Here is a 16,245-nt window from a genome sequence, read left to right as displayed (position 1 = left end):
CGGTGAGCGAGACCAGCACGGGGGACGTCGTGGCGGCTGCGGCGACGGCCGCCACGACGGGCAACTGGCGCAAGGCGGGCATCGCCGGCGCCGCGATAGGTGTGATCGCCGCGGGCGCGGCCGCGGGCGTCGCACTCGAGCGCCTCACGGTCGGCCGCGGCATGCGCAAGAAGGCCCGGCTCGCGCTGGACGCCTCGGGGCCGTACGGCTCCCTGCGCGGCCTGCCGGGCACGGCGACCGCCGACGACGGCACCCAGATTTACTACGAGGCGGACGAGGTGGACCCGGAGGCGGGCGCCCCGCGCCGCCGCCGGCTCTTCGGCCGCAAGGTGCCCGCGCCGGTCACCGTCGTCTTCAGCCACGGCTACTGCCTGAGCCAGGACTCCTGGCACTTCCAGCGCGCCGCCCTGCGTGGCCTCGTGCGTACGGTCCACTGGGACCAGCGCAGCCACGGCCGCTCGGACCGGGGCGCGTCCCAGTCGGGACCGGACGCCGTTCCGGTCACCATCGACCAGCTGGGCCGCGACCTCAAGGCGGTCATCGACGCGGCCGCGCCCGAAGGCCCGCTCGTGCTGGTCGGGCACTCCATGGGCGGGATGACGGTGATGGCGCTCGCCGACCAGTTCCCCGAGCTCGTACGGGAACGGGTCGTCGGGGTCGCCTTCGTCGGCACCTCGTCCGGCCAGCTCGGCGAGGTCAACTACGGGCTGCCGGTCGCGGGCGTGAACGCCGTACGGCGCGTGCTGCCGGGCGTCCTCAAGGCGCTCGGCTCCCAGGCCGAACTGGTCGAGCGGGGCCGCCGCGCCACCGCGGATCTGTTCGCGGGCCTGATCAAGCGGTATTCGTTCTCGTCCAAGGACGTGGACCCGGCGGTCGCGCGGTTCGCGGAGCGGCTCATCGAGTCGACCCCGATCGATGTGGTCGCGGAGTTCTATCCGGCCTTCGTCGAGCACGACAAGGCCGGGGCGCTGGAGATCTTCCTGGAGGTCCCGGTGCTCGTCCTGGCCGGTGACAAGGATCTGGTGACGCCGAGCTCGCACAGCGAGGCGATCGCGGACCTGCTGCCGGACTCGGAGCTGGTGATCGTGCCGGACGCCGGGCATCTGGTGATGCTGGAGCACCCGGAGGTCGTCACCGACCGGCTGGCGGACCTGCTGGCCCGGGTCGGCGCGGTCCCGGCACCGGCTAACGTTGGCCCGTATGGAAGCACCGCACAGCCCGGCGGCTGAGTCTGCCGCCGCCCGTCTCTTTGTCGAGTCCCCCGAGCAGATGCAGGAGCTGGGGCGCAGCCTCGCGAAGCTGCTGCGCCCCGGCGACCTGGTGATGCTCACTGGCGAGCTCGGCGCGGGCAAGACGACGCTGACCCGGGGCCTGGGTGAGGGCCTCGGGGTCCGCGGCGCCGTCACTTCCCCGACTTTTGTCATCGCGCGCGTCCACCCTTCGCTGACCGGGGGCCCTGCCCTGGTCCATGTGGACGCGTACCGCCTGGGCGGCGGGCTCGACGAGATGGAGGACCTCGATCTCGATGTCTCGCTGCCCGAGTCGGTGGTGGTCGTGGAGTGGGGAGTCGGCAAGGTCGAGGACCTGTCGGAGGACCGGCTGCATGTGCTGATCCACCGTATGGTCGGCACGGTGTCCTGCCTGGGGGCAACCTCCGGACTCCCGGAGCTCGACGAGCACCGCGAGGTCACGTTGACGGGCTTCGGCGCCCGCTGGGCACAGGTGGATCTGGCGGCCCTGGGGGTCTGAGCCGCGACGGGGCCGGTCCAAGCGCGCGACGCGCGCAGAAAGGGTTGGTCGTTCCGACAAGACGTCGGCAAAATGTTGCGCGGGCCGTACCGGGCGTGGTCACATGGTACTGAGACCTGGTTAGGTCTACCTAACCACGCCTGCCCCCGGAGCCCCAGGAGGCGTCCATGTCGGCATCGGACCGCGAATCAGAGCCGCGGCAGCAGCCGCCGGTGCCGCCTGTGCCGATGTCACCGTCGGCCCTGTCGATGCGTGATCTGCTGGCGTCGTGTGCCGCGGCCAGCGCGGTCTCCACCCCGCCCCACGACGAGCAGCTCGCCGGGGAGCGTGAACCGCGCCGCGACGCGGCGTAGTCCGTTCGGGTGAAGGGCGCCCAGGTACAGGGCGCTGTGCTACGGGACGACGACGACCTTCGAGCCGATCGCCGCGAACGTCCACATCGCGTCGCCGTCCGCCCGCTTCATCCGTACGCCGCCGGTCTTTTTGTCCGGGTCCGGGCTCGCCAGCGCCCCGTTCACCGCGGCGCTGAACCCGATCGGCACATTGTCGACGCTGGCGAAGCGCACCACATGCTCGATGCGCACCCCGTCGGAGCCGGGCACGCTGCCGGAGCGCGAGGTGACGGTGTACACACCGGGCACCGGGCTGACCGTCGACGGCATAACCTCGAAGGTCCGCTCCAGCTTGCCGTTGCGGCCCACCAGCCACACGCGCCGCTCGCCGAGCGAGTACACCACGCGCACGCCCTTGCCCGACTTCGCGGGCAGCGCCAGCGGGTTCTTGGGCTTCTGTCCGGTGCCGCCGGAGGCCGGGGCCGAGGGGACCGCACTGGGTGTCGCGGGACCGCCGAACTGGTCGGGGGCGCTCGCCGACGCCTGGTAGGCGAGGAATCCGACGACGGCCAGCGCTGCCGCCGTGAGCCCGGCCACGAGACCCGAGCTGCTCCGTGCCACCGTGCCCACCTTTCTGATGTACGTATCCGTGGTGACGGTAGCAGCAGCCGCACGCTCGGACGGGGCACCGTGGCCAGGCCGCCGGAGCCGTAGGCTGTTTGCGTGCTCCTGCTCGCCGTTGATACCGCCACGCCCGCCGTCACCGCCGCTCTCCACGACGGCAGCTCCGTCGTCGCCGAGTCCTCGTCCGTCGACGCGCGCCGCCATGGGGAACTGCTGCTGCCCGCCGTCGACCGCGTCCTTGCCGAGGCCGGGGTGAAACTCGACGCCGTCACCGCGGTGGTGGCCGGGGTCGGGCCCGGTCCGTACACCGGACTGCGGGTCGGCCTGGTGACGGCCGCGACCTTCGGCTCGGCGCTGGGGGTGCCGGTGTACGGGCTGTGCACGCTGGACGGCCTCGCGTACGCCTCCGGTCTGCAGGAGCCGTTCGTGGTGGCGACGGACGCGCGCCGTAAAGAGGTGTACTGGGCGCGGTACGAGTCCGCGCGCGCCCGGGTGGGCGAACCGTCCGTCGACCGGCCCGCCGACATCGCCGAGCAGCTCGCGGGCCTGCCCGCCGTCGGAGCCGGTGCGCTGCTCTACCCCGAGGCCTTCCCGGACGCCCGCGGGCCCGAGCATGTCTCGGCCGGGGCGCTCGCCGCGCTGGCGGCCGAGAAGCTGGCGGCGGGCGATCAGTTCCTGCCGCCGCTGCCGCTGTATCTGCGCAGGCCCGACGCCCAGGTGCCGAAGAACTACAAGGTGGTCACCCCCAAGTGACCAACACCGCCACCGCCGTGCTGCGTGAGATGCGCTGGTGGGACCTGGAGCCGGTGCTCGCGCTCGAGCACGCGCTCTTCCCCGAGGACGCCTGGTCGGCCGGGATGTTCTGGTCCGAGCTCGCCCATGCGCGCGGGCCGCAGGCCACCCGCCGCTATGTGGTGGCCGAGGCCGAAGGGAAGATCGTCGGCTACGCGGGCCTCGCCGCGGCCGGCGGGCTCGGTGACGTACAGACCATCGCGGTCGCCCGCGAGCAGTGGGGCACGGGACTCGGGTCCCGGCTCCTGACCGATCTGCTGCAGCACGCCACCGCCTTCGAGTGCGACGAGGTGCTCCTCGAAGTGCGCGTGGACAACACCAGGGCCCAGAAGCTGTACGAACGCTTCGGCTTCGAGCCCATCGGATTCCGCCGCGGCTACTACCAGCCGGGCAATGTCGACGCCCTCGTCATGCGGCTCCACGTACAAGGAACAGAGACTTAACAGATGGCTGACGAACCGCTCGTACTGGGCATCGAGACCTCCTGCGACGAGACCGGCGTCGGCATCGTCCGCGGCACGATCCTGCTCGCGGACGCCGTCGCCTCCAGCGTGGACACGCACGCCCGTTTCGGCGGCGTGGTGCCCGAGATCGCCTCGCGCGCGCATCTGGAGGCGATGGTGCCGACCATCGAGCGCGCCCTGAAGGAGGCGGGCGTCTCGGCGCGCGACCTCGACGGCATCGCGGTGACGGCAGGGCCGGGGCTCGCCGGCGCGCTGCTGGTCGGCGTCTCGGCGGCGAAGGCGTACGCCTACGCGCTGAACAAGCCGCTGTACGGCGTGAACCACTTGGCCTCGCACATCTGCGTCGACCAGCTGGAGCACGGGCCGCTGCCCGAGCCGACGATGGCACTGCTGGTCAGCGGCGGCCACTCGTCCCTGCTGCTCGCGCCCGACATCACCTCGGACGTACGTCCGCTCGGCGCGACGATCGACGACGCGGCGGGCGAGGCCTTCGACAAGATCGCCCGGGTGCTCGACCTCGGCTTCCCCGGCGGTCCGGTGATCGACCGTCTTGCGAAGGAGGGAGACCCGGCTGCGATCGCGTTCCCGCGCGGACTGACCGGCTCGCGCGACGCGGCGTACGACTTCTCCTTCTCGGGGCTCAAGACCTCGGTGGCCCGCTGGATCGAGGCCAAGCGGGCCGCGGGCGAGGAAGTGCCGGTACGGGATGTGGCGGCGTCCTTCCAGGAGGCGGTCGTCGATGTGCTGACCCGCAAGGCCGTACGCGCCTGTCAGGACGAGGGCGTGGACCACCTGATGATCGGCGGGGGAGTGGCCGCCAACTCGCGGCTGCGGGCGCTGGCCCAGGAGCGCTGTGAGCGGGCCGGGATCCGGCTGCGGGTTCCGCGGCCGAAGCTGTGCACGGACAACGGCGCGATGGTGGCGGCGCTGGGTGCGGAGATGGTGGCGCGGGGCAGGCCGACGTCCGACCTGGAGCTGTCGGCGGACTCCTCGCTTCCGGTGACCGATCCGCATGTTCCCGGTCGGGGCCACGACCATGTGCACGAGGTCAGCAAGGAGAACCTGTACAAGTGACCGTCACGCTGATGTGGGAGGCCCGGGCGGTCCAGGGCCGGGCCGCCGAGCTGCTGGAGTGGGCGCGGGCCCAGGAGCTGGCGCGCGAGCCGCTGCGCCGGGAGACCTTCCGCGCCCCGCAGGACCGGGTTCTGGTCATCACCTGGTGGGACGCGGACGACGTGGGCGCCGACCTGCCCGAACTCCCGGAGCCCGACGCTCAGTTGATCACGCGGCCGGTCCACCGCTGGCGCTTCGAGTCGGTCGAGACGCAGCCGTAGCCGGCCCCGGATCGGACCGTACCGGTGGCCGCACCCGTGCCCGCCGCGGAAAATCTCGGAAGAATCCCGGGGAGGCTGTCGATCCGGCCGTCTCCTGTTCGACGCATGGGTGAGAGGCGGGGAACGGCCCCGCTCTCCCGAACCGAGGAGTCACCATGCCGCGCTTCCTGTCGATGGTCCGTGTCAACGAGAACGAGCTCGCCGGGGAGGACTTCCCCGAGGACTTCAACGAGCGCATGGGCAACCTGCTGGAGGAGATCACCAAGGCCGGGGTCATGCTGGACACGGCGGGGCTCACCCCGACCTCCGACGGCACCCGCGTGAGCTGGTCCGGCGGGAAGCTGAGCTACACCGACGGGCCCTTCACCGAGAGCAAGGAAGTCATCGGCGGCTACGCCATCATGCAGTGCAAGGACAAGGCCGAGGCGCTCGAATGGACCAAGCGCTTCCTGGAGATCCACCCGAAGCAGTGGGCGGTCACCTGCGAGCTGCGCCAGATCGCCGAAGGCTGATCCGGCCGCGCTTGCCCCGCCTCGGTACGGCTGCTCTGATGGGTGGCCGTGACGGCAGCAAGCGCGACCGAAACGGTCGAAGCGGTATTCAGGATCGAGTCGGCGCGGATCATCGCCGGTGTCACCCGCATCGTGCGGGACGTGGGCATCGCCGAGGAGCTCGCGCAGGACGCTCTGGTCGCCGCGCTGGAGCAGTGGCCGGAGTCGGGTGTCCCGGACAAGCCGGGCGCCTGGCTCATGGCCACCGCCAAACACCGGGCGATCGATCTCGTACGCCGCAAGGAGACGTACGCCCGCAAGCTCGCCGAGGTCGGACGGGACCTGGAGGACGCAGCGCCGCCGCACGAGCCGTCGGGTCCCGACGACATCGACGACGACCTGCTGCGGCTGATCTTCACCGCATGCCACCCGGTGCTGTCGACGGACGCCCGGATCGCACTCACGCTCAAGCTCCTCGGCGGCCTGACCACCGAGGAGATCGCTCGCGCGTTCCTGGCCACCGAGCCCGCGGTGGCCCAGCGCATCGTCCGCGCGAAGCGGTCGCTCGCGAAGGCGGGCGTCCCCTTCGAGGTCCCGTACGGCTCCGACCGCGCGGAGCGCCTCGGCTCGGTGCTCGAGGTCATCTACCTGGTCTTCAACGAGGGGTACTCGGCCACGGCAGGCGACGACCTCGTACGACCGGCGCTCTGCGAGGACGCGCTGCGGCTGGCCCGGGTGCTGCAGGGGCTGATGCCGAAGGAGCCCGAAGTGCACGGCCTGGCCGCGCTGTTGGAGTTCCAGGCCTCGCGCATCCCGACCCGGACGGGCCCGGACGGCGAGCCCGTCCTGCTTGCCGACCAGAACCGCTCCCGGTGGAACCGCCTGCTGATCCGCCGCGGCGTCGAGGCACTGCACCGTGCGGGCCGTGGACCGTACGCCCTCCAGGCCGCGATCGCCGCGTGCCACACGCAGGCGGTCACGTACGAGGACACGGACTGGGCGACGATCGCCACGCTGTACGGGCAGTTGGTGGCGCTGATGCCCTCGCCGGTCGTGGAACTAAACCGGGCGGTGGCCGTCTCGATGGCAGAGGGCCCCGAGGCCGGCCTGGAGCTGGTCGACGCCCTTGCCGACGAACCGGCGCTGAAGGACTACCACTTGCTGCCGACCGTACGAGGCGACCTGCTGGAGCGGGTGGGGCGTACGGAGGAGGCGCGGGCGGAGTTCGAGCGGGCGGCGTCCCTGACCCGTAACGCACGGGAGCGGGAACTCCTGCTGAAGCGGGCCCGGGAATCCGGCTGACCCGGGCTGCTGACCTGAGCGATCACCGCTCCGATACGGTCGGGGAGTTGACGTCGCCGCGCACCCCGTGAAGGAACAGCATGCCCAGCCACCCGCTCCCGCCGCCTCCGCCGCCGCCCGAGTCCGTGCGGGCCTGGCCCGACCGTGAGTCGCTGCTCGCGGACCGTGCCAGGGCGATGGGCGAGTTGAGCCGCCTCAGCATGGGGGCGTCGCAACTGATGCTGCTCTGGCTGATGGCGGTGGGCTTCGCTGCGGGCTGGGGTCTCGTCGGCGGGGCGCTGAAGATCTTCGAAGCGCGCCCCGACGTGCTCAGCGCCGGGTTCGGAGTGATCCTCGCGTGCATGGGTGCCGGGTTCCTGCTGCCGACGGGGATCATGATCGGTCTGGGTGTCCGCCGCGACAAGGTCGTACGCGAACGGCTCCTGAAGTGGTCGTCCCTGGACCGCGACCCGACGACGGACGCCCGCTTCCGCTCACCGGGCCTGAGCCTGTGCTGGTTCGTACCGTCGTTCCTGCTGTGCGCACTGGGCCTGTGGCTGTCGATCGTGACCCCGGCGGAGGCGGAGCCCGGCCGGGATACGTATGCGCAGGTCGTGGTGATGATGGGCCTGGGCCTGATCCTGTGGCTGACGGGCCTGCTCGGTGTCGGGAAGGCGGTGAGTCACTACCGGTGGGCGGTGCGGCTGCCGGCGGGCGCCCCGACGGCCGCGGCGGGCGGCGCGCACCGCTGACCTGCGCTCAGGGGCGGTGGTGGGTCCGCATGTGGGCGTGGCCCAGTTCGGCGTAGACGGCCAGCAAGTCCTGTGTCGCGCCGGACGCGTGCGAGAGCAGGGCGGCGGCGAAGCTGCCGGACTCGGCGCAGAGTGCCAGGGCCTCCAGCGCCTGCGCGACGGCAGGCACGAGCTCCGAGTCGCACAAGGGGTGTCCCGCGTCGATGCGTCCCTGGACGCTCGCCTCGAACGAGTCGTACTCGTCGTCGTGGGCCCAGCGATCGATGTCGATCAGGAGTGGGAAACGCGCCCACGTTTCCCATCTGGTCAGCACCGCGGTTGCATACCGCGGGCCCAGTGTGACCCGGATTACGCAGGCCGCCCGATCAGCATCGTCGGCGCACCCGCCACTCGCGTCAGGAACACCGTCGCCGCGTTCGGTCCGTGCGGCTTCACCTTGCGGCGCAGCTCCTCCGGTTCCACCGCCGAGCCGCGCTTCTTCACCGTGAGTACGCCGACGCCGCGTTCCCGCAGCAGCGCCTTCAACTTCTTCAGATTGAAGTGGAGTTCATCAGTGATCTCGTACGCGTTCGCGTACGGCGTCGGGCGGAGCACGTCCGCCGTGATGTACGCGATCGTCTCGTCGATCAGCCCGCCGTCCAGCTGCTCGGCGGCCTCGGCGACCAGATGCGCACGGATGACGGCGCCGTCCGGCTCGTACAGATAGCGGCCGACCTTCCTGACGCCGGGGTCGGGCAGGCCGCGGCCGGTGAGGGAGTGCGGGCCCGGAAGCAGGGTCGCGCCGAGGGTGGAGGGGCGGGTGCCGAACCAGAGCACCGCCTCCTTCACGTCGCCGCCGTCCGAGATCCACTCCGCCTCGGCGTCCTCGGGGATCGCCTCGTGCGGGATGCCGGGGGCGATCTTGAGGGCCGCGTGCGGGCGGGTGCGGGCCGCGGCGATCGCCCAGGACAGGGGCGGGGAGTAGGCCTCGGGGTCGAAGATCCTGCCCCTGCCGCCCCGCCGCGCCGGGTCCACGAACACCGCGTCGTACGGCGCCGTGTCGATCTCCGTGACATCGGCGCACCGGACCTCGATCAGCTCGGCCAGCCCCAGCGCCCGGGCGTTCGCCCGTGCGACCTGTGCCGTCAGCGGGTCCCGGTCCACCGCCAGTACGGAGATGCCCTGGCGGGCGAGTGCGATGGCGTCGCCGCCGATGCCGCTGCACAGGTCCGCCACGCTGCGCACGCCCAGGGAGGCGAAGCGCCCGGCGCGGTACGAGGCGACGGAGCTGCGCGTCGCCTGCTCGACGCCGTTCGGCGTGAAGAACATCCGCCGTGCGTCCTCGGGCCCGAACTTCGCGATCGCACGCTGCCGCAGGCGCGCCTGCCCGAGGGCCGCCGAGACCAGTTCCGCCGGGTGCTCGCGGCGCAGTCGGGTGGCCGTGGCCAGCTCCTTCGCCGGGTCGTAGTCGACCAGGGAGTCGAGCAGCGCCCGTCCCTCCTCGGTGAGCAGTGCGGCGAAGGAGGCGAGGGGATCGAGGTCGTTCACCCGGCCCATTGTGGGCCAGGCGGGGGATGGTGCGCCCGTGGTGGCGGTGTCGGCCGGGGCGTACGGATTCGTGCTGACAGGATCCAGCGCCATGCAACTAGTACGACAAAACGAAAATAAGCATGGAAATTGGGGCCGAATGGTCCTCGCCGTGCTCATGGTCGCCGCCATCGGCTCCGGATGCGCCTCCGAGTCGTCGGACGACCCCGGCGGCTCGCCCGCCGCTCCCGGTCGGCAGGCCGGACCGGCAGGCGCGCTCTCCGCGTACGTGGAGAAGGTGAAGCGCGCCCAGGCCGTACGGGCCGTCGCCGCCAAGAAATGGGGCCTGGCCAAGACACCGCTCGCCGCGCCCCGGCCGCCCGCCGTCAAGCCCAAGATCGCCACCCGCAAGGGCTTCGAGGTCGACGGCGGCGAGTCCTCGCCACCGGTCTTCACGACGGTGCCGGTGAAGGAGAAGATTGTCTTCCTGACGATCGACGACGGTGCGGAGAAGGACCCCGCCCTTCTCCGGATGATGAGCGATCTTCAGATCCCGTACAGCGCCTTCCTCACCGACTACCTGATCAGCAGCAACTACGGCTACTTCAAGCAGATGCAGGACCGAGGCGTCTCGCTGCACAACCACACCCTCAACCACCGCTATCTGCGCGGCCTTTCGTACGCCCAGCAGAAGCACGAGATCTGCGACCAGCAGACCAAGCTCGAGAAGCGGTACGGAAAGAGGCCCCCGCTCTTCCGCCCGCCGTACGGCAGCTACAACGAGGACACGCTACGCATCGCCCGGTCGTGCGGAATCAAAGCCATTCCCCTGTGGGCGGCCGAGGCGTTTCCCGATCGCATGGAGTGGCGCGAGCGGGACCGGGACCTGCACCCCGGCGACATCATCCTCACCCACTTCCGTGGTCACAAGGACTGGAAGGGCAGCATGCCGGACATGATCCGGCGGGTGATGAAGACGGTCACCGACAAGGGCTACGCCGTGGCAAAACTGGAGGACTACGTATGAGGCAGTCGCACCGGCTGCTGGCCGGACTACTGGCGGCCGGTGCGCTCCTCACCACGGGGTGCGCCCAGTCGGTCGACCCGATCGAGCGCCTCGGGCGCAAGGCTGCGCAGCAGGTCACTCCGGGCGCGGGTGCGCCACGGTCCGCGGCGCACAAGCGGTGGGGGCTGGCCGGACCGCTCGCCCGCGCGCCCGAGCCGCCCGCACACAGGTTCTCGGCGTCGTATGTCGTGGACCATGTGCCGACCCGCGACAAGGTTGTCTTCCTCACCGTCGAGGCGGGCGCGGCGCGCGATCCGCGGTTTGTGCGGATGACGGGCGAACTGAAGCTGCCGGTCAGCCTGTTCCGCGCCGAGGGGCGGCCCGATCTGTCCACGCTCTCGTACGAGGGACAGCGTGCCGAGATCTGCGGGCAGCGCCGCAGCCGCCTGTTCCACCCGCCCCACGGCGCGTACAACGCGGACACGCTGCGGGCCGCAGCCGACTGCGGGGTCCGTGCGGTGGTGCTCGGCCGGGAGTTCCGTGACTACGCGCTGGGCGAACGGCTGCGGCCCGGCGACATCGTCCGCGCGGATGCGAGCGCGACGGCGCCGCTGCTGCGCCGTATCCAGGAGCAGGGGTACGCGGTGGGGCGCCTGGAGGACTACATCTGACCTCGCACCTCCGGCGCGGGGGGCGGAACCCTGGCACCGGCGGCGGCGTTGTCCGTACCGGGACCGAACCGCGGCGCACCGGTGAATTGGCACTCCGCTTGACCGAGTGCTAATCGCGGTCATAGTCTCAGGTCTGGCACTCCCCACTGGAGAGTGCCAACACAGCGACTGGCAGGTCCGGCACCCGCGACGACGGATCCACCTGGTCGCCACCCAGACAGTTAACCCCGTGAGATCTCCGAAGGGGGAGGTCGGATCGTGACGACCGCCAGCTCCAAGGTTGCCATCAAGCCGCTCGAGGACCGCATTGTGGTCCAGCCGCTCGACGCCGAGCAGACCACGGCCTCTGGCCTGGTCATCCCGGACACCGCGAAGGAGAAGCCCCAGGAGGGCGTCGTCCTTGCCGTGGGCCCGGGCCGCTTCGAGAACGGCGAGCGTCTTCCGCTCGACGTCAAGACCGGCGACGTCGTGCTGTACAGCAAGTACGGCGGCACCGAGGTGAAGTACAACGGCGAGGAGTACCTCGTCCTCTCGGCTCGCGACGTGCTCGCGATCGTCGAGAAGTAATTCACCCACGTTTTTGATCTGCGCCCCTGGCCCCCGCACTGATGTAGCCGGGTGCCCAGGGGCGCAGTTCGTTTGAGAGGACAGAGAAGCTCCCATGGCGAAGATCCTGAAGTTCGACGAGGACGCCCGTCGCGCCCTCGAGCGCGGCGTCAACAAGCTTGCCGACACGGTCAAGGTGACGATCGGCCCCCGCGGCCGCAACGTCGTCATCGACAAGAAGTTCGGCGCCCCCACCATCACCAACGACGGTGTCACGATCGCCCGCGAGGTCGAGATCGAGGACCCGTACGAGAACCTCGGTGCCCAGCTGGTGAAGGAGGTGGCGACCAAGACCAACGACATCGCGGGTGACGGCACCACCACCGCCACCGTGCTGGCCCAGGCGCTGGTCCGCGAGGGCCTGCGCAATGTCGCCGCCGGCGCCTCCCCGGCCGCCCTGAAGAAGGGCATCGACGCTGCGGTCAAGGCCGTCTGCGACGAGCTGCTCGCGACCGCCCGCCCGATCGACGACAAGGCCGACATCGCCGCTGTCGCCGCGCTCTCCGCGCAGGACCAGCAGGTCGGCGAGCTCATCGCCGAGGCCATGGACAAGGTCGGCAAGGACGGTGTCATCACCGTCGAGGAGTCCAACACCTTCGGTCTGGAGCTCGACTTCACCGAGGGCATGGCCTTCGACAAGGGTTACCTGTCCCCGTACATGGTGACCGACCAGGAGCGTATGGAGGCCGTCCTCGACGACCCGTACATCCTGATCAACCAGGGCAAGATCTCCTCCATCCAGGACCTGCTGCCCCTCCTTGAGAAGGTCATCCAGGCCGGTGGCTCCAAGCCGCTCCTGATCATCGCCGAGGACGTCGAGGGCGAGGCCCTCTCGACCCTGGTCGTGAACAAGATCCGTGGCACCTTCAACGCCGTGGCCGTCAAGGCTCCCGGCTTCGGTGACCGCCGCAAGGCGATGCTCCAGGACATGGCCACCCTCACCGGTGCCACCGTCATCGCCGAGGAGGTCGGCCTCAAGCTCGACCAGGCAGGTCTGGACGTGCTGGGCAGCGCCCGCCGCGTGACGATCTCCAAGGACGACACCACCATCGTCGACGGTGGCGGCAACCACGAGGACGTCGTCGGCCGCATCAACCAGATCAAGGCCGAGATCGAGTCCACGGACTCCGACTGGGACCGCGAGAAGCTCCAGGAGCGCCTCGCGAAGCTGGCCGGCGGCGTGTGCGTGATCAAGGTCGGCGCCGCCACCGAGGTGGAGCTGAAGGAGAAGAAGCACCGTCTGGAGGACGCCATCTCCGCGACCCGCGCCGCGGTCGAGGAGGGCATCGTCTCCGGTGGTGGCTCCGCGCTCGTCCACGCCGCCAAGGTGCTCGAGGGCGGCCTGGGCAAGGAGGGCGACGAGGCCACCGGTGTCGCGGTCGTCCGCCGCGCCGTCGTCGAGCCGCTGCGCTGGATCGCCGAGAACGCCGGTCTCGAGGGCTACGTCATCACCGCGAAGGTGGCGGAGCTGGAGGCCGGCCAGGGCTTCAACGCCGCGACCGGCGAGTACGGCGACCTGGTGAAGGCCGGCGTCATCGACCCGGTCAAGGTCACGCGCTCCGCTCTGGAGAACGCCGCGTCCATCGCCTCGCTGCTGCTCACGACCGAGACCCTGGTCGTCGAGAAGCCGGCCGAGGAGGAGTCCGACGCAGGTCACGGGCACGGCCACGGCCACAGCCACTGACGTGTGACGTGTGACGTCGTACGAGGTGTGAAGGCCCCGGTTCCCGCCACTGGCGGGAACCGGGGCCTTCCCCGTTCCGGTCTGCGTCGTACCGGTGTCCAGACGACTGTGTGCGGCTTCAGCCGATGGCGCCGAGCTGGCGCATCAGGCCCATGAGGTCCTCGTGCCACCAGCCTTCCTGGATCTTGTCGTTCTTGAACCGGAAGATCGTGGTGCCGGTCATCGTGCACTGCCTGCCCGTGGGCGCGATCCCCATGAATTCGCCCTTGTGGGTGCCTGTCCAGGTCCACAGGGTCACGACGTCGTCGCCCTCGCAGATCTGCCGGTCGAGATCGAAGGTGAAGTCGAAGGCGGCCCGCCACTGGGTGACATCGCGGCGGATTCCGTCGGACCCGACCACGGTTTCCTCTTCCTTGGCGATGTCGTGGTCGGCGTAGTCGGCCGCGAACAGCTCGTCGATGGCGTCAAGGTTGCCCCCGACGGCGATCTCGTGGAAGAACCGGCGGGAAGTTGCCTGGTTCAACTGCTCGTCGCGGACCACATCGAGGTCCGTGAAGGTGGGCATGCCGTCGCAGAGCGCCACCATCTCCTGGAAGATCCGGTCAGTCTCCGGAAGCTTGGAGTTCGCCATCGCCTCTTCGTACGAAGGAAATTCGACGATCTCGACGAGGTGGGAACCATCGGTGCGGTCCTTGCCGATGAGGCTGTGCGTCGCGGTCCGCTTGCCCTTGGTCTGTTGGACCCACTTGTCCATGAGCTGGTCCATCTCATCGAACCGCTCGGTCTTGCAGTCGATTATCTGTACGAATTTCATCGCGTCTCCCGGTTCCACGGGTTGGGTGGGATACGTCCAGTTTAGTGAGATTTGGGGATAGTGCCGGTTCAGGCGGAGTGATTCAGGGTCCCCGGATGCACCGGGTCCGCGAAGGGCAGTCCGGCCGCGAACCGCTCCAGTTCGTCGAGGGCCCGGTCCGTCAAACGGTGGAGTTCATTGCCCAGTGAGCCCGCGATGTGCGGGGTCAGCAGGACGTTCGGCAGGGTGTACAACGGCGAGTCGGCGGCCGGGACTTCCGGGTCGGTGACGTCGAGTACGGCATGCAGTCGGCCCGACACCAGCTCCGCGATCAGCGCCTGCTCGTCGATCAGCGAGCCGCGCGCGGTGTTGATCAGGGTCGCCCCGTCCGGCAGCAGCGCGAGCCGGCGCGCGTCGAGCATGTGGTGGGTGGCCGGGAGCTGCGGGGCGTGGAGGGTGACGATGTCGCTGCGGCCGCAGAGCTCGTCGAGGCCGGTGGGAACGACGCCCAGTGCGGCAGCCTCGGCGGCGGTGACGTACGGGTCGTGGAGCAGGACCTGCAGATCGAAGGGGCGGAGCAGCTCGATGACGCGACGGCCGATCCTGGATGCTCCGACGATACCCACCGTGCGGCGGTAGTTGCCCGCGCTGTCGAGTTCACGCCGCCAGTCGCAGCCGGCGCGCAGTTCCTCGTAGCGCTGCGCCGAGCGCAGGACCTGCTTGCCCGCGAAGAGGATGGCCGCGAGCGTGTACTCGGCTACGGGCAGGGCATTGGCCGCGGCGGCCGAGGTGACCGCGATGCCGCGCTCCCAGCAGGCGTCGGTGATGTGGTGCCTGACGGAGCCCGCCGCGTGCACGACCGCGCGCAGGCGCGGTGCCCGCTCGAGGACTTCGGGGGTCAGCGGGGTGGCGCCCCAGCAGGTGAACAGGACATCGGCCTCGGCGAGGGCGGCGGCGACTGCGGGCGTGGGGGAGGCGAGGTCGTGGGCGATCAGCCGCGGATCGCTGCGGGCGAGCGCGGCGAGGCGGTCGCGATGGCGGTCGGCGAACAGGCGCTCGGCGATGCCGGGACCCATGGCGAGCAGGACGGCGGGGCGCTGCGCGGCGCGCATCGTGAGGCGTTCCGCGGCGCGTTCGACGGGGACGGGGCGCTCGGCGCCCGGGTCGTCCGCGGGGCGATTGTCGGTGGCGTGGTCCATGGTGGAACTCGAGCTCCTCGTATGTCGCTTGAGGTCACTGGGCGAACAACGAGGCCGACCTGGGCGGACGGCCGTATCACCGGCGAGAGAGAACACGGCTCGCTTTTCGCCGCGACTCCCGAGGCCGCCGTCCGCATCCGCCGGCCGGACGGCAGCCGCCACACCCTTGCCGCGGCCCCTACTGCGGACCGTACTTCCGGCCTGTCCTGGACGTGACCCCGCCGATCAGCCCGCGCGGCGCCAGCTTCACCACACCCATCATCGCCTTGTAGCGCGGGTCCGGAATCGACAGGGACTTGCCGCGTGCCAGATCCGCCAGCGCGGCCGCCACCAGCTTGTCCGCGTCGAGCCACATCCACCGGGGGATGTTGTCGGTGCCCATTCCGGCCCGCTCATGGAATTCGGTGCGTACGAAACCGGGGCAGAGCGCCATCAGCCGCACCCCCGACCCCGCCAGATCCCGCGCGGCGCCCTGCGTGAACTGCACGACCCACGCCTTCGACGCGCCATAGGTCCCACGCGGCACGAACGCGGCCACCGATGCCACATTCACCACGCCGCCCCGTCCGCGCTCTCGCATCGCGCCGGTCGCCGCCGACGTGAGCCGCAGCACCGCCTCGCAGTGCACCTTCAGCATCGTCAACTCATCGGCCATGGACACTTCCAGAAAGCGCCCCTTGTTCCCGAACCCGGCGTTGTTGACCAGCAGATCCACCGGATTCCTGCGGTCGGCCAGCCGCTTCTCGACCGCCCCGATGCCCTCGTCCTGCGACAGGTCGGCGGTCAGCACCTCCGCCTCGATGCCGTGCCGGTCGTGCAGTTCGGTGGCCTGCTCCTGCAGCCGCGTGGTGTCGCGGGCCACCAGCACCAGGTTGTGTCCCTCGGCCGCGAGCCGCCGCGCGAACGCGGCGCCGATCCCCGCGGTCGCTCCCGTAATCAGTGCAGTCGTCATAGGCGGCAC

General features: G+C 70.4%; 20 protein-coding genes. 14 read left to right on the top strand and 6 right to left on the bottom strand.

All coding sequences use genetic code 11. The annotated features are described in order from the left end of the window. The first annotated feature begins 2 nt into the window (after nucleotides 1-2). The 3 genes from OG905_RS16735 (at nucleotide 3) to OG905_RS16725 (ending at nucleotide 2,102) form a co-directional block, all read left to right on the top strand. Nucleotides 3-1,229 (top strand): alpha/beta fold hydrolase, encoded by a 1,227-nt coding sequence (locus OG905_RS16735; RefSeq protein WP_328670944.1) that lies wholly within the window; start codon nucleotides 3-5, stop codon nucleotides 1,227-1,229. Further along, nucleotides 1,201-1,749 carry a tRNA (adenosine(37)-N6)-threonylcarbamoyltransferase complex ATPase subunit type 1 TsaE gene (gene tsaE, locus OG905_RS16730; protein WP_328670942.1) on the top strand — a complete coding sequence of 183 codons (549 nt, stop codon included), beginning with the start codon at nucleotides 1,201-1,203 and terminating at the stop codon, nucleotides 1,747-1,749. Before OG905_RS16735 ends, tsaE begins: the two co-directional genes overlap by 29 nt. Before the next feature lie 167 nt (nucleotides 1,750-1,916). Beyond that, on the top strand, nucleotides 1,917-2,102 hold the full coding sequence (locus OG905_RS16725) for a hypothetical protein (protein ID WP_328670940.1): 186 nt from the start codon (nucleotides 1,917-1,919) through the stop codon (nucleotides 2,100-2,102). A 39-nt stretch (nucleotides 2,103-2,141) separates the two neighbouring features. Here OG905_RS16725 and OG905_RS16720 read toward each other — a convergent pair whose 3' ends face one another. Continuing rightward, a complete protein-coding gene (locus tag OG905_RS16720; protein ID WP_328670938.1) occupies nucleotides 2,142-2,702 on the bottom strand; it encodes a L,D-transpeptidase in 561 nt (186 codons plus the stop codon). A gap of 102 nt (nucleotides 2,703-2,804) precedes the next feature. Between OG905_RS16720 and tsaB the strand changes: the two genes are divergently transcribed. From tsaB to OG905_RS16685, 7 genes are all read left to right on the top strand, one after another. Next, nucleotides 2,805-3,458: a tRNA (adenosine(37)-N6)-threonylcarbamoyltransferase complex dimerization subunit type 1 TsaB gene (tsaB, locus tag OG905_RS16715; protein ID WP_328670936.1), complete on the top strand. Its 654-nt coding sequence runs from the start codon at nucleotides 2,805-2,807 to the stop codon at nucleotides 3,456-3,458. Nucleotides 3,459-3,487: 29 nt separating this feature from the next. Further along, the gene (gene rimI / locus OG905_RS16710) at nucleotides 3,488-3,940 is read left to right on the top strand and encodes a ribosomal protein S18-alanine N-acetyltransferase (RefSeq protein ID WP_328682399.1); all 453 of its coding nucleotides are present in this window, start codon (nucleotides 3,488-3,490) and stop codon (nucleotides 3,938-3,940) included. Nucleotides 3,941-3,943: 3 nt separating this feature from the next. After that, nucleotides 3,944-5,035 (top strand): tRNA (adenosine(37)-N6)-threonylcarbamoyltransferase complex transferase subunit TsaD, encoded by a 1,092-nt coding sequence (tsaD, locus tag OG905_RS16705; protein ID WP_328670934.1) that lies wholly within the window; start codon nucleotides 3,944-3,946, stop codon nucleotides 5,033-5,035. Further along, nucleotides 5,032-5,295 carry a hypothetical protein gene (locus tag OG905_RS16700; RefSeq protein ID WP_328670932.1) on the top strand — a complete coding sequence of 88 codons (264 nt, stop codon included), beginning with the start codon at nucleotides 5,032-5,034 and terminating at the stop codon, nucleotides 5,293-5,295. Before tsaD ends, OG905_RS16700 begins: the two co-directional genes overlap by 4 nt. Nucleotides 5,296-5,450: 155 nt before the next feature. Continuing rightward, complete coding sequence (locus tag OG905_RS16695; protein ID WP_328670930.1) at nucleotides 5,451-5,807, top strand: YciI family protein; 357 nt, start codon at nucleotides 5,451-5,453, stop codon at nucleotides 5,805-5,807. A gap of 48 nt (nucleotides 5,808-5,855) precedes the next feature. Then, entirely contained in the window at nucleotides 5,856-7,088 is a 1,233-nt protein-coding gene (locus tag OG905_RS16690; protein WP_328670928.1) for an RNA polymerase sigma factor, read from the top strand. 80 nt (nucleotides 7,089-7,168) lie between these two features. Next, nucleotides 7,169-7,819 carry a hypothetical protein gene (locus tag OG905_RS16685; protein ID WP_328670926.1) on the top strand — a complete coding sequence of 217 codons (651 nt, stop codon included), beginning with the start codon at nucleotides 7,169-7,171 and terminating at the stop codon, nucleotides 7,817-7,819. 7 nt (nucleotides 7,820-7,826) lie between these two features. Here OG905_RS16685 and OG905_RS16680 read toward each other — a convergent pair whose 3' ends face one another. Both OG905_RS16680 and OG905_RS16675 read right to left on the bottom strand, forming a co-directional pair. Beyond that, entirely contained in the window at nucleotides 7,827-8,132 is a 306-nt protein-coding gene (locus OG905_RS16680; protein WP_328670924.1) for a hypothetical protein, read from the bottom strand. Between the two features lie 35 nt (nucleotides 8,133-8,167). After that, on the bottom strand, nucleotides 8,168-9,355 hold the full coding sequence (locus OG905_RS16675; protein ID WP_328682397.1) for a THUMP-like domain-containing protein: 1,188 nt from the start codon (nucleotides 9,353-9,355) through the stop codon (nucleotides 8,168-8,170). Between the two features lie 82 nt (nucleotides 9,356-9,437). Here OG905_RS16675 and OG905_RS16670 point away from each other — a divergent pair, with 82 nt between their 5' ends. The 4 genes from OG905_RS16670 to groL all read left to right on the top strand — a co-directional run bounded on the left by OG905_RS16670 (nucleotide 9,438) and on the right by groL (nucleotide 13,292). Beyond that, nucleotides 9,438-10,352: a polysaccharide deacetylase family protein gene (locus OG905_RS16670; protein ID WP_328670922.1), complete on the top strand. Its 915-nt coding sequence runs from the start codon at nucleotides 9,438-9,440 to the stop codon at nucleotides 10,350-10,352. Then, nucleotides 10,349-11,002 (top strand): hypothetical protein, encoded by a 654-nt coding sequence (locus OG905_RS16665; RefSeq protein WP_328670920.1) that lies wholly within the window; start codon nucleotides 10,349-10,351, stop codon nucleotides 11,000-11,002. Before OG905_RS16670 ends, OG905_RS16665 begins: the two co-directional genes overlap by 4 nt. A gap of 258 nt (nucleotides 11,003-11,260) precedes the next feature. After that, nucleotides 11,261-11,569 carry a co-chaperone GroES gene (gene groES / locus OG905_RS16660; protein WP_266486653.1) on the top strand — a complete coding sequence of 103 codons (309 nt, stop codon included), beginning with the start codon at nucleotides 11,261-11,263 and terminating at the stop codon, nucleotides 11,567-11,569. Between the two features lie 94 nt (nucleotides 11,570-11,663). Continuing rightward, nucleotides 11,664-13,292: a chaperonin GroEL gene (groL, locus tag OG905_RS16655; protein WP_328670918.1), complete on the top strand. Its 1,629-nt coding sequence runs from the start codon at nucleotides 11,664-11,666 to the stop codon at nucleotides 13,290-13,292. A gap of 118 nt (nucleotides 13,293-13,410) precedes the next feature. On the opposite strand, the gene OG905_RS16650 is transcribed toward groL, so the two are convergent. From OG905_RS16650 to OG905_RS16640, 3 genes are all read right to left on the bottom strand, one after another. Continuing rightward, nucleotides 13,411-14,106 carry an ester cyclase gene (locus OG905_RS16650; protein ID WP_328670915.1) on the bottom strand — a complete coding sequence of 232 codons (696 nt, stop codon included), beginning with the start codon at nucleotides 14,104-14,106 and terminating at the stop codon, nucleotides 13,411-13,413. 68 nt (nucleotides 14,107-14,174) lie between these two features. After that, nucleotides 14,175-15,197 carry a hydroxyacid dehydrogenase gene (locus OG905_RS16645; RefSeq protein ID WP_328682396.1) on the bottom strand — a complete coding sequence of 341 codons (1,023 nt, stop codon included), beginning with the start codon at nucleotides 15,195-15,197 and terminating at the stop codon, nucleotides 14,175-14,177. 265 nt (nucleotides 15,198-15,462) lie between these two features. Then, complete coding sequence (locus OG905_RS16640; protein WP_328670913.1) at nucleotides 15,463-16,236, bottom strand: SDR family NAD(P)-dependent oxidoreductase; 774 nt, start codon at nucleotides 16,234-16,236, stop codon at nucleotides 15,463-15,465. Between the last annotated feature and the right edge of the window lie 9 nt (nucleotides 16,237-16,245).

This window comes from Streptomyces sp. NBC_00322 (assembly GCF_036147535.1).
Classification (GTDB): Bacteria; Actinomycetota; Actinomycetes; order Streptomycetales; family Streptomycetaceae; genus Streptomyces.
Note: the sequence above shows the minus strand (reverse complement) of the source record. Positions and strands in the feature narration are given on the sequence as shown.